Origin of the sequence: Arthrobacter gallicola (genome assembly GCF_014836775.1) — a bacterium.
In the GTDB taxonomy this organism is placed as follows: Bacteria; Actinomycetota; Actinomycetes; order Actinomycetales; family Micrococcaceae; genus Arthrobacter_B; species Arthrobacter_B gallicola.
The window spans coordinates 29,389-42,902 of sequence record NZ_JACSQD010000003.1 but is presented as its reverse complement, the minus strand read 5'-3'; the positions used below and the strand labels follow the sequence as shown (position 1 = coordinate 42,902).

Annotated in this window: 15 protein-coding genes; 7 read left to right on the top strand and 8 right to left on the bottom strand. The window is 66.8% G+C overall.

Features of this window, described 5'->3' with window-relative positions:
- Positions 1-52 precede the first annotated feature (52 nt).
- The 6 genes from H9639_RS07400 (at position 53) to asd (ending at position 5,492) form a co-directional block, all read left to right on the top strand.
- The gene (locus H9639_RS07400) at positions 53-577 is read left to right on the top strand and encodes a ferritin (protein ID WP_191746879.1); all 525 of its coding nucleotides are present in this window, start codon (positions 53-55) and stop codon (positions 575-577) included.
- An 82-nt stretch (positions 578-659) separates the two neighbouring features.
- A complete protein-coding gene (locus H9639_RS07395) occupies positions 660-2,423 on the top strand; it encodes a hypothetical protein (RefSeq protein WP_191807489.1) in 1,764 nt (587 codons plus the stop codon).
- Positions 2,420-2,842: a GntR family transcriptional regulator gene (locus tag H9639_RS07390; protein WP_191807488.1), complete on the top strand. Its 423-nt coding sequence runs from the start codon at positions 2,420-2,422 to the stop codon at positions 2,840-2,842. Before H9639_RS07395 ends, H9639_RS07390 begins: the two co-directional genes overlap by 4 nt.
- Entirely contained in the window at positions 2,839-3,645 is an 807-nt protein-coding gene (locus H9639_RS07385; RefSeq protein ID WP_191807487.1) for a thymidylate synthase, read from the top strand. Before H9639_RS07390 ends, H9639_RS07385 begins: the two co-directional genes overlap by 4 nt.
- 13 nt (positions 3,646-3,658) lie before the next feature.
- Positions 3,659-4,336 carry a dihydrofolate reductase gene (locus tag H9639_RS07380; RefSeq protein ID WP_225219349.1) on the top strand — a complete coding sequence of 226 codons (678 nt, stop codon included), beginning with the start codon at positions 3,659-3,661 and terminating at the stop codon, positions 4,334-4,336.
- Between the two features lie 10 nt (positions 4,337-4,346).
- Positions 4,347-5,492 carry an aspartate-semialdehyde dehydrogenase gene (gene asd, locus H9639_RS07375; RefSeq protein ID WP_191807486.1) on the top strand — a complete coding sequence of 382 codons (1,146 nt, stop codon included), beginning with the start codon at positions 4,347-4,349 and terminating at the stop codon, positions 5,490-5,492.
- A gap of 71 nt (positions 5,493-5,563) precedes the next feature.
- Here asd and H9639_RS07370 read toward each other — a convergent pair whose 3' ends face one another.
- The 8 genes from H9639_RS07370 to H9639_RS07335 form a co-directional block, all read right to left on the bottom strand.
- Positions 5,564-6,805 carry an MFS transporter gene (locus H9639_RS07370; RefSeq protein WP_191807485.1) on the bottom strand — a complete coding sequence of 414 codons (1,242 nt, stop codon included), beginning with the start codon at positions 6,803-6,805 and terminating at the stop codon, positions 5,564-5,566.
- Between the two features lie 28 nt (positions 6,806-6,833).
- Entirely contained in the window at positions 6,834-7,313 is a 480-nt protein-coding gene (locus H9639_RS07365) for a MarR family winged helix-turn-helix transcriptional regulator (protein ID WP_191807484.1), read from the bottom strand.
- A 116-nt stretch (positions 7,314-7,429) separates the two neighbouring features.
- Entirely contained in the window at positions 7,430-8,503 is a 1,074-nt protein-coding gene (locus H9639_RS07360) for a UDP-N-acetylmuramate dehydrogenase (RefSeq protein WP_191807813.1), read from the bottom strand.
- 5 nt (positions 8,504-8,508) lie between these two features.
- On the bottom strand, positions 8,509-8,940 hold the full coding sequence (locus H9639_RS07355) for a MaoC family dehydratase (protein WP_191807483.1): 432 nt from the start codon (positions 8,938-8,940) through the stop codon (positions 8,509-8,511).
- A gap of 2 nt (positions 8,941-8,942) precedes the next feature.
- Positions 8,943-9,392, bottom strand: coding sequence for an FAS1-like dehydratase domain-containing protein (locus H9639_RS07350; RefSeq protein WP_191807482.1), 450 nt, complete (start codon positions 9,390-9,392; stop codon positions 8,943-8,945).
- A complete protein-coding gene (locus H9639_RS07345; RefSeq protein ID WP_191807481.1) occupies positions 9,389-9,619 on the bottom strand; it encodes a hypothetical protein in 231 nt (76 codons plus the stop codon). The genes H9639_RS07350 and H9639_RS07345 overlap by 4 nt, the downstream gene beginning before the upstream one ends.
- A gap of 80 nt (positions 9,620-9,699) precedes the next feature.
- Positions 9,700-10,611, bottom strand: coding sequence for a DUF2797 domain-containing protein (locus H9639_RS07340; protein ID WP_191807480.1), 912 nt, complete (start codon positions 10,609-10,611; stop codon positions 9,700-9,702).
- Between the two features lie 98 nt (positions 10,612-10,709).
- A complete protein-coding gene (locus H9639_RS07335) occupies positions 10,710-11,900 on the bottom strand; it encodes an acyl-CoA dehydrogenase family protein (RefSeq protein WP_191807479.1) in 1,191 nt (396 codons plus the stop codon).
- An 81-nt stretch (positions 11,901-11,981) separates the two neighbouring features.
- On the opposite strand from H9639_RS07335, the gene H9639_RS07330 reads away from it, so the two are divergent.
- Positions 11,982-13,499: a PucR family transcriptional regulator gene (locus H9639_RS07330; protein WP_191807478.1), complete on the top strand. Its 1,518-nt coding sequence runs from the start codon at positions 11,982-11,984 to the stop codon at positions 13,497-13,499.
- Positions 13,500-13,514 lie beyond the last annotated feature (15 nt).

The window sequence follows — 13,514 nt, the reverse complement described above, 5'->3', positions numbered from 1 at the left end:
CTAAGCCTATCCGTCCTTTTCTGCGCAGGTCAGCGCGCATATTGTTAGCGGCATGAGCAAATTCACTGAACTTCTTGAAGCCCAGATCGGTAACGAATTCAATGCCTCGCAGCAGTACGTGGCCATGGCCGTGTACTTCGATGGCGAAGACCTTCCGCAGCTGGCCCGCCACTTCTACGCGCAGTCAGTGGAAGAGCGGAACCACGCGATGATGCTGGTCCAGTACATGCTGGACCGGGACCTGCCCGTCCGGATCCCCGGGATTGAGCCGGTCAAGAACGACTTCACTGACGTGGTGGAGCCGATCGCCCTGGCCCTGGCCCAGGAGAAGCAGGTGACCTCCCAGATCGAGGCCCTCTTCGCGGCAGCCCGTGCCGAGGGTGACGCCCTCGGCGAGCAGTTTATGCTGTGGTTCCTCAAGGAGCAGGTGGAGGAAGTTGCCTCGATGAGCACGCTGCTGACCGTGGCCCGCCGGGCGGACAACCTGTTCGATCTGGAGAACTTCATGGCCCGCGAGCGCGTGGGCGACGGCGGCGAGGATGCCGGTGCCCCGGAGGCGGCCGGCGGCGCGCTCTGAGGCGTTCTCCCAAAAGCCTTGACCCCCGGAGTTATGTATCAAAATACTCGGTACATTCGATCCATAACTCCGGGGGACTCTTATGGCAGCGGTTGTTTTATCCACGCTCGGCAGCCTGCTGTTCTGGGCGGTTGTCCTCACCCTGATGGTGCTGTCCGTCCGGCCAAAACCGGGAACGGATGCCCGGACGGTCACCGAGGCCGCGCAAAAGTATGCCCGCCGGATCGGAATCGTGGCGTTGGCGACGGCCCTCTGGCTCCCCGGCGTCCTGCAACCGGCACTCGCAGAAGTGGGCGGCGAGCTGTGGTGGAACGGCCACTTCAGCTGGGCGTCGGCCCTGCTGCAGCTCGGAACTCCCACCGTCTTCGCACTCGCCGTGCTCGCCGTCGGCGAACTGACCTGGCCGCGCCCGCATGGCACGGTCCGCACCGCCGTCCTGCAGCACCGCGGCCTACGCACCCTCCTGCCCCGGTATATGTCCTGCGTCGCCCTGGCCTTCCTGGTCCTTGACCTCCTGCTGCTGGGCACGGTCGTGTCCCTGGCTCCCGCCGGCACGCGCATCCAGGACTTCATGGCCGGCTGGCTGCCCTGGTTCCTGCTGACTGCCGGCGCCACTGCGGGGATCCTTAAACTCGTCTCCGTGCGCCCCATGGTTCCCGGTACCTCCCAGGCGGCGGATGCAGCTCTGCGCCGCGCCTCTGCCCACCGTGTGATGCGGGTAGCCGCTGCCCTCCTGATCGCTCTCTCCTCGTCAGCAGGCAGGTTTCTTTCCGCATATCCCGGCGACCCCAACACTCCTGGGGGTGTGCTGGAAACCATCACCCTGCCTGTTCTCTTTTTGGGCACCCTCGCCCTGTTGAAACGCGCACCGCGGGTGCCGCTGCCCGCGGTCCCAGAGGACGACCTGCTGGAGTCCGCGGAAGCTCCGCCGCAGTCCCCGCTGGCGGTCAAGTCCCTGGCCACCAGTCTGCGCCTTACCCTGGCTGGCCCCATCACGGCCGGTGCGGTGGGAACAGCCATCTTCGCCCTGAACTGGCAGGACCGGACCGGTGCACTGCTGGCCGTCGCAGCTGCCGCGCTGGTGTTCCTCCTGCTGTGTTTCCTGGCTGAGAGTTCAATTTCCCGCCGCACGGTGCGCCTCGGCGCCGGAGCTGACGGGGCTGTCGGGACAGCCGGGACAGCCGGCGCACTCGACCCTGATGACCTGGCATTTATCCGCCCGCCGCGCTGGCTGGCCTGGACCGGCACGGCCGCAGCCGCCGCCGTCCTGCTGATCCAGCTGGGCTCTGCACTGCTCGGCCCTTCGGTCGATGCTGCCGCACGGGCGTTCAACGCCGACGCCGCCGCTCAGGCCTACGGTGCACGAACACCGCCGTCCACCCCACCCGCCGATTTTCCTGCCCCCGACCCGTTTTTCGATTGGCGCTTTTCTCTGGCCGCGGCCATCCTGGTGCTGCTGCTCCCGGTTCTGACCGATTTCCTCTCCCGCCGTGCGGCGGAGCGTCCCGCATTCCCCGCACACGATCACGCTGTGGACCTGCGCCTGCGCCGGATCTCCCTCTTTCGGGCGGCCCGGACCACGGCGGCCGTCAGCGTAGCCGCCGTCGGGATTTCAATCTTCAACATCTATGCGCACCGGCCCTGGGCCAGCACTTTCGGGAGTGATGCCGGACTCGAGCCGCCGCTGACCTGGCTGGGCCCGCTGCTGCAGCAGCTGGGACCCGGTGCCTGGCTGTGGCTGCTGGCAGCTCTGGTCATTGCGCTGCGGCAGTTCGGCCCGTCCCACTTTCCGGATCTGCCCGGATATGCCGACCGGGCGGAGCTCCCACCGGCACAACGGACATGAGTGCCCGCATCAGTGTGGATCTGGAGTCGCCCGTCCCTCCGTACGAACAGATCCGCGGGCAGGTCAGTGCCCTCGCTGCGTCCGGCGTCCTCTCCCCCGGCGACCGCCTTCCCACCATCCGGATGCTGGCGGCGGACCTCGGCGTCGCACCGGGCACCGTGGCCCGGGCGTACAAAGAACTCGAAGCCGAAGGCACCGTCACCGCCATGCGCCGGCGGGGCACGGTCATCGCCCCGCCGCGCCCGGACGCCGCACCCGCGCACGCCATACCGCCGGAACTCACCGCCGCCGTCGAGAATCTGGTCACACTCGCGCGCCGGCACGGCATCAGCGGCCCTGCATTGCTGCACCTGATGGGGACTGCCATGCGCTCTTCGCCCGGGGATGAAGCGCCCACGGCCACTACACTGGAGCAGTGACCACCATTCCCACACCGTACGAAGATCTGCTCCGTGACATCCTGGCCAACGGAACCCAAAAATCCGACCGCACCGGCACCGGCACCCGCAGCGTCTTCGGCCGTCAGCTGCGCTTCGACCTCAGCGAATCCTTCCCGCTGATCACCACCAAGCGGGTGCATTTCAAGTCCGTTGCCCTGGAACTGCTGTGGTTCCTGCGGGGGGATTCCAACGTCCGCTGGCTGCAGGAACGCGGCGTCAGCATCTGGAATGAGTGGGCGGACGACGACGGCGAGCTGGGGCCGGTGTACGGCGTCCAGTGGCGCTCCTGGCCGGCTCCGGACGGCGGACAGATCGATCAGATCGCGAAGCTGATCGAAGGACTCAAAAACAACCCGGACTCACGCCGGCACATCGTCACCGCCTGGAATCCGGCCGAAGTCGAGAACATGGCGCTGCCGCCGTGCCACGCGATGTTCCAGTTCTACGTCGCGGACGGCAGGCTCTCCTGCCAGCTCTACCAGCGCTCCGCCGACACCTTCCTGGGCGTCCCCTTCAACATTGCCTCCTACGCCCTGCTGACCCTCATGGTGGCGCAGCAGGTCGGCCTGGAACCCGGTGAGTTCGTCTGGACCGGGGGCGACGTCCACATCTACGACAACCACACAGACCAGGTCGCCGAGCAGCTGTCCCGCGCACCGTTCCCCTACCCCCGGCTGCGGCTGCGGCGGAAGCCGGCCAGCATTTTCGACTACGAGCTCGAGGACTTCGAGGTGCTGGACTACCAGCACCACCCCGGTATCAAAGCACCCATCGCCGTGTGAAAGGGCATTCGCCTTGAACGAGAAGAATAACTCCACCGATTCCACCCGCTACTACCCTGCCGGCGATCCGGGGAAGCCTGGACTGGACCTCGATGAGGCCCTGGCCGCCCGCGGGTTCGGTACCTCCGGAGTGCCGCTGGTCGGCATGATCTGGGCGCAGACCGGGGACGGCGTGATTGGCAGGGACGGCGGTATGCCCTGGCACCTGCCCGAAGATCTGGCCCATTTCAAGGCCACCACCCAGGGGCATCCGGTGATCATGGGCCGGCGCACCTGGGAATCGTTCCCGGCGGCCTTCAGGCCGCTGCCCGGCCGCACCAACATCGTGATCTCCTCCCGTCCGGATCTGGCAGCCGAGCTCGGCCCGCAGGGCGCCGTCGTCGTCTCTTCGCTCGAAGCAGCACTGGAAGCCGCCGAGGGCAGTGAGGGAAGCAGCCGGATCTGGATCGTGGGCGGATCGCAGCTGTATGCGGCGGCTGAACCGCTGGCCGATGTTGCCATTGTCACGGTGATCAACACGGAGACCGAAGGGGACAGCTATGCTCCCCGGCTGGGTCCGGACTGGACCTTCACCGCCGTCAGCCCGGCCCAGGACTGGTATACCTCCGCCAATGGCCTGCAGTACCGGATCGCGCTGTGGACCCGGAACCGCGGCGTAACCGATCAGGACAGCAGCCAGCCACTGGCTTAGACTGAATCCCATGACATCAGCAGCTACCTCTGTTCCCACCGCGGGCTTCGTCGGCTGGCGGGGTATGGTCGGTTCCGTCCTTATGCAGCGCATGCAGGATGAAGGCGATTTCGACCTGATTAACCCCGTCTTCTTCTCCACCTCCAACGCGGGCGGCAAGGCACCGGCCTTCGCCCAGGGTGCCGGCGCCCTGGAAGACGCGTACGACATTGAGACGCTGGCCAAGCTGCCGATTATTGTCACCACGCAGGGCGGCGACTACACCGCCGAGGTCTACCCCAAGCTGCGCGACGCCGGCTGGGACGGGCTGTGGATCGATGCCGCTTCGACGCTGCGCATGGACGACAGCTCCATCATCGTGCTGGACCCGGTCAACCGCGACGTCATTGATGCGGGCCTGGCCCGCGGCGTGAAGAACTTTGTGGGCGGCAACTGCACGGTGTCCTGCATGCTCATGGGCCTGGGCGGACTGTTCCGCAACGGTCTCGTTGAGTGGGGCACCTCCATGACCTACCAGGCGGCCTCCGGCGGCGGCGCCCGCCACATGCGGGAACTGCTGAACCAGTTCGGCACCCTGAACTCCGCCGTGGCAGCCAACCTGGCCGATCCGGCGTCGGCCATCCTGGAAATTGACCGGGCGGTCCTGGCCCAGCAGAAGGATCCGTCGATGGATTCTTCCCAGTTCGGTGTTCCGCTGGCCGGTTCGGTCATCCCCTGGATCGACGCGGACCTCGGCAACGGCCAGTCCAAGGAAGAGTGGAAGGGCGGCGCGGAAACCAACAAGATCCTCGGCCGCCACACCGCCGAAGCCGCACGGATTCCGTTCGACGGCCTCTGTGTGCGGATTGGTGCCATGCGCTCCCACTCCCAGGCACTGACCCTGAAGCTCACCGAGGACCTGTCCATCGGCGAGATTGAACGGATCATCGACGCCGATAACGAGTGGGCGAAGGTGGTTCCGAACACCAAGGAAGCCACCATGGCCGAGCTGACCCCCGTGGCGGTCACCGGCACCCTGGACATTCCGGTGGGCCGGATCCGCAAGCTGGAAATGGGTCCGCAGTACATCAGCGCCTTCACGGTCGGCGATCAGCTTCTCTGGGGTGCGGCCGAGCCGCTGCGCCGGATGCTGCGCATCGCCACCGGCAACCTCTAGCTCCACAAAATACAAAAGCGGCCGTTTGGAATTCCAAACGGCCGCGTTTGTGTTTCCCGGCGGGCCGGTGGTCAGTCGGCGCCGATGGCGGCGGCTTCCTCCGGCACGGTGTGCGGATCCGGGTCGCCGGCTTCCTGCCGCAGGAGCAGCAGTCCGGCGGCTGCGGCACAGCAGATGGCGCCCGCCCAGAAGGGTGCCCGCATACCCAGCCACCCGGCCAGATGCCCCACCAGAACGGCGGACACTGCACCGCCGAACCAGCGCAGGAAGTTATAGCCGGCACTGTTAACGGCGCGGGGGCCGGTTCCCGAACTCATGGCGGTCCCGGTGAAGAGGGTGTTCAGGATGCCGGAGAAGATGCCGGACACGATGATCCCGATGACAACCACGGTCTTGTTGCCCACCGCCATGGCGAGCAGGACCACGGCGTACACCAGCACGGCCAGAACCGCGCCGCCGCGTTCCCCGAACCGGCGGGCCACCTTAGGCGCCAGGACCACACCGGAGACCGCCACGCACAGGCCCCAGCCGAAGAAGACGAAACCGACGTAGAACGCACCTTCCTCCAGAACGAACGGCGCCCACGCGATAATGGCGAAGAATGCTGCTGTGTAGAAGGCAGAGCCCAGCGAGGTCAGGAGCAGGTTGCGGTTGCGCAGCGCCAGGAGGGGGTCAATGAGCCGGATCCGCTGGCGTTCGGTCTTCCCTCGATCCTTGGCCAGCATGGTGGCGCAGAGGATCACTCCGAGGGCCATCAGGACGGCGGTGCCGGCGAAGGGGCCGCGCCAGGAAATTGTGCCCAGTGCTGCGCCCAGCAGCGGGCCGACGGCGAGTCCGACGCCGAGCGCTGCCTCGTACAGCAGGATCGCCCCGGCCTGCCCGCCGGCAGCCGCACCAACAATGACCGAGAGAGCGGTAGCGATGAAGAAGGCGTTGCCCAGTCCCCAGAGGGCCCGGAGCCAGACCAGCGCTTCGATGCTGTTCACCAGGGCGCAGGCCCCGGCGGCCACAACGATCAGCACCAGGCCGGTAATCAGGGTCCGTTTGGCGCCTAAGCGGTAGGACATCACGCCGGTGACCAGCATGGCCACAACCTGGACTCCGAGATAGGAGCCGAAGAGCAGGGTGGTCTGGGTGGGCGATGCGCCAAGCTCTTCGGTGATGGTGTTCAGGATCGGATCAACCAGGCCAATGCCCATAAACGCGATCACGGCGGCAAAGGCAGTTACCCAGACCGTCTTCGGCTGCCCCCGCAGCGCATCTGTGAGCCGGGGGTGGGCCGGCTGGCCCTGCACGGCTGCAGCTTTACTCATGTCTCTGTGTGCCTTTCCGGTTACGTACTTAGTTCGCTTCGTCATCCGGGAGCACGGAACTGTCTCCGTCCGGCCCCGGACCCAGTGCCAGCAGACGCCCAATAGCCGGGACAGCGCTCTCCAGCAGCCGGCGGTCTGGCGCCGGCAGACGCTCCAGCAGCAGGGCAAAGGCGTGGTTCCGCCGGGTCACCAGTTCCTGTACCTGCTTCCGGCCCTTTTCAGTCAGGTCAATCACCACGGCCCGGCGGTCTGCCGGATCAGCCCGGCGCTCCACCAGGCCCAGTTTGACGAGGCCGTTGACTACGGAGGTGGCGGACGGGAGCTGAACACCCTCCAGGCCCGCCAGCTCCCCCATCCGCAGCGGTCCGCGGTCCACCAGGGTGGTCATCGTGGAGGACTGCGAGGCGGTCATGTCCCAGCCCGGAAGCCGCCGGCGGCTCAGATGGTAGAGCCGGGGCAGCATGGGACGCAGCTGCCGGGACAGATCGAGGGATTCATCGAAGCTCATACTTAGGAAGTCTAACTATTCTGAGGTCTAAGTTTAAATCGAGCCAGCTGTCTCAGCGTTCCGGACAGCAAAAAGCGGCCGTCCGGTGAGCCGGACGGCCGCTTGACGCAGGTAAGTTAGAGGGCGCAGTTGATGAGCAGCGGCTCCGGCTGCAGCCGGATACCGAACGCCTGCTCGACGCCGTCGGCCACCGCCCGCGCGATCGCCAGCAGATCCTGCGCTGATGCATCCCCCCGGTTGGTCACCGCGAGTGTGTGTTTGGCGGACAGCGAGGCCCGCCCGTCCGCGATCGCGCTGCCGGGCTGCCCCGGCAAGCCGAAGCCCTTGCCGAAGCCGGCGTACTCGATCAGCCAGGCGGCACTGAGCTTGACCATGCCTGGCTCGGCGACGGGATACCGCGGGGCTTCGGCGGGGAGCTTGTCCGCATCCGGGGCCGGGAGGATCGGGTTGGTAAAGAAGGAACCCGTGCTGAAGGTGTCGGGATCTGCGGGGTTCAGGACCATCCCCTTGCCCGCGCGCAGCCGGAGCACCTCACGGCGCACATCTGCGGCGTCGGCCGTGTCCCCGACGTCCACACCCAGGGCCCGGGCCAGTTCGGCGTAACGGATCGGTGCACTGGCCCTGCCCTGGGTGAGGGAGAACTCCACGCTGAGCACCACATACCGGGGGGAGCCGTTCACGGTGGTGCGCTTCAGGAGCGAATCGCGGTACCCAAATTCCAGTTCCGCCGCTCCGAAGCGGCGCTGCTGCCGGGTTTCGCGGTCCCAGGTCTGCACGGAGACGATGCTGTGTGAAACGTCGGCCCCGTAGGCACCCACGTTCTGCACCGGCGTCGCGCCGGCCAGGCCCGGGATGCCGGAAAGCGCTTCCAGTCCGGAGTACCCTTCGGCCACGGTCTGGGCGACGAGCTCATCCCAGGGGTGGCCCGCCTGCGCCTCGACGATTGCAGTTCCGGCCCTGCCGCCCCGGATGCTCACGCCGCGGTTCCCGACGTGCACCACCGCTCCGTCAAAGCCGGCGTCGGAAATCAGCAGATTGGAGCCCCCGCCCACCAGCAGGAGCGGTTCGGAGGCCTCGTCCGCTGCCCGGACCAGGCCGATCAGTTCGTCAGCCGTTTCGGCGAACAGGTAACGCCGTGCGGGTCCGCCCACACGGGAAGTAGTCAGGGATGCCAGCTGCAAAGTCGTCAGTGCGCTCACCAGATCCGGACAACCGCCTGCGCCTTGACCAGGACCTTTTGCCCGTTAAAGGTGACCGTCAGGTCCACGCGTGCAGTGGAATTGTCAGCGTCAACGGCACCGATGGTACCGGTGACGTCGACGACGGCGCCGGGGGAACCATCGATGTCCTCAACGGTGACCGGGCGGGTGAAGCGGGTCTGATAATCCAGTACGGCCCCGGGATCGCCAATCCAGTCGGTGACCAGCTGGACAGCCGCACCCATGGTGAACATACCGTGGGCAATCACCCCGGGGAGTTCCACGGACCGGGCGAACCGCTCGTTCCAGTGGATCGGGTTAAAGTCGCCGGAGGCACCGGCATAACGGACCAGGTCCGCCCGGCTGATCTCGATGGTGGTGCTGCCGATGACCTGGCCGACTGTCAGTTCGCTAAGTGCAATGGACATGGTTACTGGCCTTCTCCCCGGACGAGGATGGATGAGACGGTGGTTGCGACCTTTTCGCCCTCCACTGTGGAGATTTCAGCGCGGGTGCTGATCAGGGCGCCATCACCCATGGCACGCACGGAATCAACATGCAGTTCGGCCACGAGTTCATCGCCGGCCACAATGGGCCGGAGATGTGTGAAGCGCTGGTCGGCGTGGACCACGCGCGAAAAATCGATGCCTGCCCCGGGGTCATTGATCAGCTGGGCATCCGCCTGCTGGGCCACGATGATCGCGAAGGTCGGCGGGGCGATCAGGTCCGCGTAGCCGAGCTTCTGGGCAGCATCGGTCTCAAAGTGCGCGGGATGAACCGCTTTCACGGCGCGGGCAAACTCACGGATTTTCTCCCGCCCCACCTGGTAAGGCTCCCCCGCCGGGTAGCTGCGGCCCTGCAGGTCGGGGTTGATGCTCATTTGGATCCCTTCATCCGGCGTTTGGCGTCGCGGGCTCGCACCACCATACCGCTGAGGTGTGCGCTCATGCCCACCACAATCACCGGCAGGGCGAGGTACATAATGATCTGCTGGTTGGTCACAGCCCCGAGGAGGACCATCAGGATTCCGGCGCCCGTCACGGAGAGTGCGGTGACGACCAGCCGGCGGTACAGAGGGGATCCGGTTTCCCAGGGGGTGTTAAGCATGGTTTCAGAATACAGTCGGGGCCCTGGCCCTGCCGAAACGCCGTGGCGGGCACCGCAGGGGGATGCCGCCAGGACCCGGTTTAGAAGAGCGGCTCCTGCAGGGCCGGCAGTGTGCTGCTGAACCGGCCCAGTTCCAGCCGCCGGCCTTTGAGCTGGGTGAGGTCGGCCAGGAAACAAAGCTCCGCATCGCCGGCCGCCACCAGTGCAGTGCTCCCCAGCATGCCGCGGATCAGCAGACCGTGTTCGCCGGTGGTCAGCGGCAGCGGGTAGATCCCCGCACCGTGCTGTTCCAGCACGGCATCGAAGGCCGCTGGACGGGACCAGGAATCCTTGACGACCTCGAAGCCTGCGGGATCCAGCGTGAAGAGCAGCGCGCGGGCGGCCTCCGCGTGGCCGGTATTGATGTCAGTGATGGCCGCTGCAGGAAGCGGCGCTGCCAGGGACGCACATTTAGCCCCGGCCCGGACGGCCTGGGTGAGGCCCAGCCCGGAAGACAGGGCATCTTCCAGGACACGGACCCGCAGCCCGTCCACGGCCCTGGCAACATACTGGGCTGCAAGGGCGCCCTGTTCCGTCAGGCGCAGGATCCGGCGCTGGTCCGCGGCGGTCCCCACCTTGGTGGTGCCGTCGGCAAAGGTGGCGATGTACAGCCACTGCGGGCGGGCAAGATAGTTCCGCAGCCCGGCAGGAAGCGGCCCGCCGCGGTGGCTGTTGTGCACCAGGCGGCTCTCATCCCGGGCGAAGCAGCGCCCGCACTGGTAACCGCGTTCAGCCGGGGCCTGCGCCGGGCAGGGATGGGAGACCCGGCCGGTCTCCTGCACCTGGTCATAGCCCAGGCAGTACCGCGGTGCCCCGGGCTGGATCCGGAAGCGCAGTTCGGTCCCGGCGTCCAGCCGCAGCGGATGCTGCGTACCGTCGGGGGCCTGGAGCCGAAGCACCGCGCCGCCGGCGTCCCAGGCTGGGCCGGAACAGAGGTAACTGGATTCACTCATGGAAGCGGACGGTCATACGTGCACGGACTCCTGGACAGGAACAGGGGCGGGAGGTGTTTTTACGGTACCCCACCCGCTGCCGCCGGCTGCCGCGCCTGTCAGCGGAACGCGGGAAGGCCGGTGAGCCGCTGACCCAGGATCAGGGTGTGCACCTCGTCGGTTCCTTCATAAGTGCGGACGGATTCCAGGTTGTTCGCGTGGCGCAGCGGCGAGTACTCCAGCGTGATGCCGTTGCCGCCGAGGATCGTCCGGGCTTCCCGGGCGATGGCGATCGCTTCCCGAACATTGTTGAGCTTGCCAACGGAAATCTGGTGGTTCTGCAGTGTTCCGGCGTCCTTCAGCCGGCCGAGGTGCAGGGCCAGCAGGAACCCTTTATTGATCTCCAGAGCCATGTCCACCAGCTTCTGCTGAGTGAGCTGATAGCCCGCCAGGGGCTTGTCGAACTGCAGCCGGGCCTTGGAATATGCCAGGGCTGCCTCGAAGGAATCCCGGGCAGCTCCCATGGCCCCCCAGATGATGCCGTAGCGGGCTTCGTTGAGGCAGGAGAAGGGACCGCGCAGTCCCTGCGCGTCCGGCAGCCGGGCCTCGGCCGGGACGCGGACGTCGGTCAGCTCAATCTCGCACTGGATGCTGGCCCGCATGGAGAGTTTCGGCGCGATCGGTGTGGCGGTGAAACCTCTGGAACCTGTGGGGACCAGGAATCCGCGGATCCCTTCCTCGGTCTGCGCCCAGATCACGGCCACGTCTGCGACATTGGCCAGTCCGATCCAGCGCTTTGTTCCGTTCAGCACCCAATCGCCGCCGTCCCGGCGGGCGAAGGTCTTCATAGCGGACGGGTCGGAACCGGCGGTGGGTTCCGTGAGTCCGAAACAGCCGATGATTTCGCCTGCGGCCATTCCGGGCAGCCAGCGGGTCTTCTGTTCCTCGGAACCCCACTTGGCGATGGCACTCATAGCCAAGGATCCCTGGACGGAGACGAACGTCCGCAGCCCGGAATCACCGGCTTCCAGTTCCGCACCGGCAACCCCGTATTCCACGGCGGTGCGGCCGGCGCAGCCATAACCGTGCAGGTGCATGCCCAGCAGCCCAAGCTTGCCCAGCTCGGGGACGATTTCCAGCGGAAAGTGTGCGGCCTCGTACCAGCCGGCGATGTGGGGACGGATCTGCTCATCCACGAAGTCCCGGACAGCGGACCGGAGGACCAGTTCCTCACCGCGGAGCAGGGAATCGAAGTCGATGAGATCAGCGGGTTCAAGGGTTTCCCCGGTGAGGGATGCAGTGTCGGTCATGCGGATACGCTACGTCCGCGTGCGACATGCGTCATTGAACATTCCAGCCAAGATGGACGCCAATGACGGATGATTTGTCCTATGGTTTCACTCACGGAGCTCAGCACGGCCTTAGGGCCCAGCCTGGTGCCGGTCAGCCGGCGGGCACTCCCGCCCCGCCAGCTCACCGGCGTCCACGTGTCCGAGCTGGAAGATCCCACACCCTATCTGGAGGGTGGCGAGCTCCTGCTAACTACGGGTATACCGCTTGGCGGTTCATCCTCGGCGGCAGCCGGCTATGTGGCCCGGCTCCACGCCAAGGGGATCCATGCCCTGGGCATCGGACTCGGCCCCTGGCTGGAGCAGGTTCCCGCGCAGCTTATCCAGGCCTGTGATGAAGCTGGAATCAATCTGCTGGCAGTGCCCGACGGCGTGCCGTTCCAGCAGGTATCCCGCGCTTTCTGGGGCCTCACAGCCCGCAGCGGGCAGGCCGACCTGCTGGGCAGCCTCGGCACACAAACCACCCTCGCGCAGGCAACCATGCGTCCGGACGGAACCTCCGCCGTCGTCCGCGGCCTGGCCCAGGCGCTGGGTGGCTGGGCCGCCTTCCTGCCGGCGGACGCGGGACCGGCCAGGTACTGGCCGGAAAGCACCGGGGCGCTCCTGCCCCAGCTCCGGACGGAAACCATCCGGCTGAACCGGACCGGCACGCATTCTGCGGCCACGTTTGAAATCCACGGGCAGGCCGTTGTCGAATATCCGATTCCGTCGGGCGGAAAGAACGGACGGAACGAACGGATTCATGGCTTCCTTGCCGTCGGGCCCGGGCGGAAGCTCACCGCGGCAGACCGCCAGGTGATCCTGACTGCCTGCACCCTCCTGGCGTTGAAAGGCAGGCAGCGGGAAGCCGCCTCCGGCACCACCTCCGCCCTCGGCTCGGCGGTAGCCAAGCTGCTGCTGCACGGGCACCCGGAAGCTGCCCGTCTCCTCGCTGAGGACGTGGGGCTGGCGCAGCTGCCCGGGCGGGTCCGGGTCCTGGCGCTTCCGGCGGACGACGCCGATGCCGCGGATCTGCTTCGGGGTGCCTTGGCGCTGGTTCCCGAGGCCGGGGTACCCCCGCTCCCCCGCGATCTGCTCTCCAGCCTCCTGCGGCATGAGCGCGACGGCCTGCTTTATGTGCTGCTCCCCCAGGACACGTCAGCTGCCGGCATCCACAGCGCAGAATCCGCGGTCCTGCCGGCGGAAGTGGTTCCCGGGCTGGCCGGCGCCGTCAGTGAACCGGTTTCCCTGGGTGAAGTGGCCGGGCTGGTGCCTGGGCTGCGCCGCTCGGTGACCCAGGCACCCCCGGGCATGCTGGCCGGCACCGGAAATCCGCACCATGCCGGCGCCCAGGTTTGGGTGCAGAAGCTGGCGCAGTACCCCCGGGCTGATTTGGTGGGCACGGTGGCCGAGTACCTCCGGCACCGGGGACATTGGGAGAACACCTCGCGTGCTTTGGGCGTGCACCGCAATTCGCTCCGGCACCGCATCAGCATCGCCGTGTCGCTGCTGGGTGTGGACCTGGACGATCCCGATGTCTCCGCACCCCTGTGGCTGGAGCTGCGTCAGTACGGACGGTAGCCGGTAGAGGGCCTT

Bases quoted from the DNA above. Each gene is read 5' to 3' on its own strand.
- H9639_RS07340 (WP_191807480.1), bottom strand. From the start codon at position 10,611: ATGAGTGAATCCAGTTACCTCTGTTCCGGCCCAGCCTGGGACGCCGGC.
- H9639_RS07400 (WP_191746879.1), top strand. From the start codon at position 53: ATGAGCAAATTCACTGAACTTCTTGAAGCCCAGATCGGTAACGAATTC.
- H9639_RS07330 (WP_191807478.1), top strand. From the start codon at position 11,982: ATGGTTTCACTCACGGAGCTCAGCACGGCCTTAGGGCCCAGCCTGGTG.
- H9639_RS07335 (WP_191807479.1), bottom strand. From the start codon at position 11,900: ATGACCGACACTGCATCCCTCACCGGGGAAACCCTTGAACCCGCTGAT.
- H9639_RS07350 (WP_191807482.1), bottom strand. From the start codon at position 9,392: ATGAGCATCAACCCCGACCTGCAGGGCCGCAGCTACCCGGCGGGGGAG.
- H9639_RS07345 (WP_191807481.1), bottom strand. From the start codon at position 9,619: ATGCTTAACACCCCCTGGGAAACCGGATCCCCTCTGTACCGCCGGCTG.
- H9639_RS07370 (WP_191807485.1), bottom strand. From the start codon at position 6,805: ATGAGTAAAGCTGCAGCCGTGCAGGGCCAGCCGGCCCACCCCCGGCTC.
- H9639_RS07390 (WP_191807488.1), top strand. From the start codon at position 2,420: ATGAGTGCCCGCATCAGTGTGGATCTGGAGTCGCCCGTCCCTCCGTAC.
- asd (WP_191807486.1), top strand. From the start codon at position 4,347: ATGACATCAGCAGCTACCTCTGTTCCCACCGCGGGCTTCGTCGGCTGG.
- H9639_RS07395 (WP_191807489.1), top strand. From the start codon at position 660: ATGGCAGCGGTTGTTTTATCCACGCTCGGCAGCCTGCTGTTCTGGGCG.
- H9639_RS07365 (WP_191807484.1), bottom strand. From the start codon at position 7,313: ATGAGCTTCGATGAATCCCTCGATCTGTCCCGGCAGCTGCGTCCCATG.
- H9639_RS07355 (WP_191807483.1), bottom strand. From the start codon at position 8,940: ATGTCCATTGCACTTAGCGAACTGACAGTCGGCCAGGTCATCGGCAGC.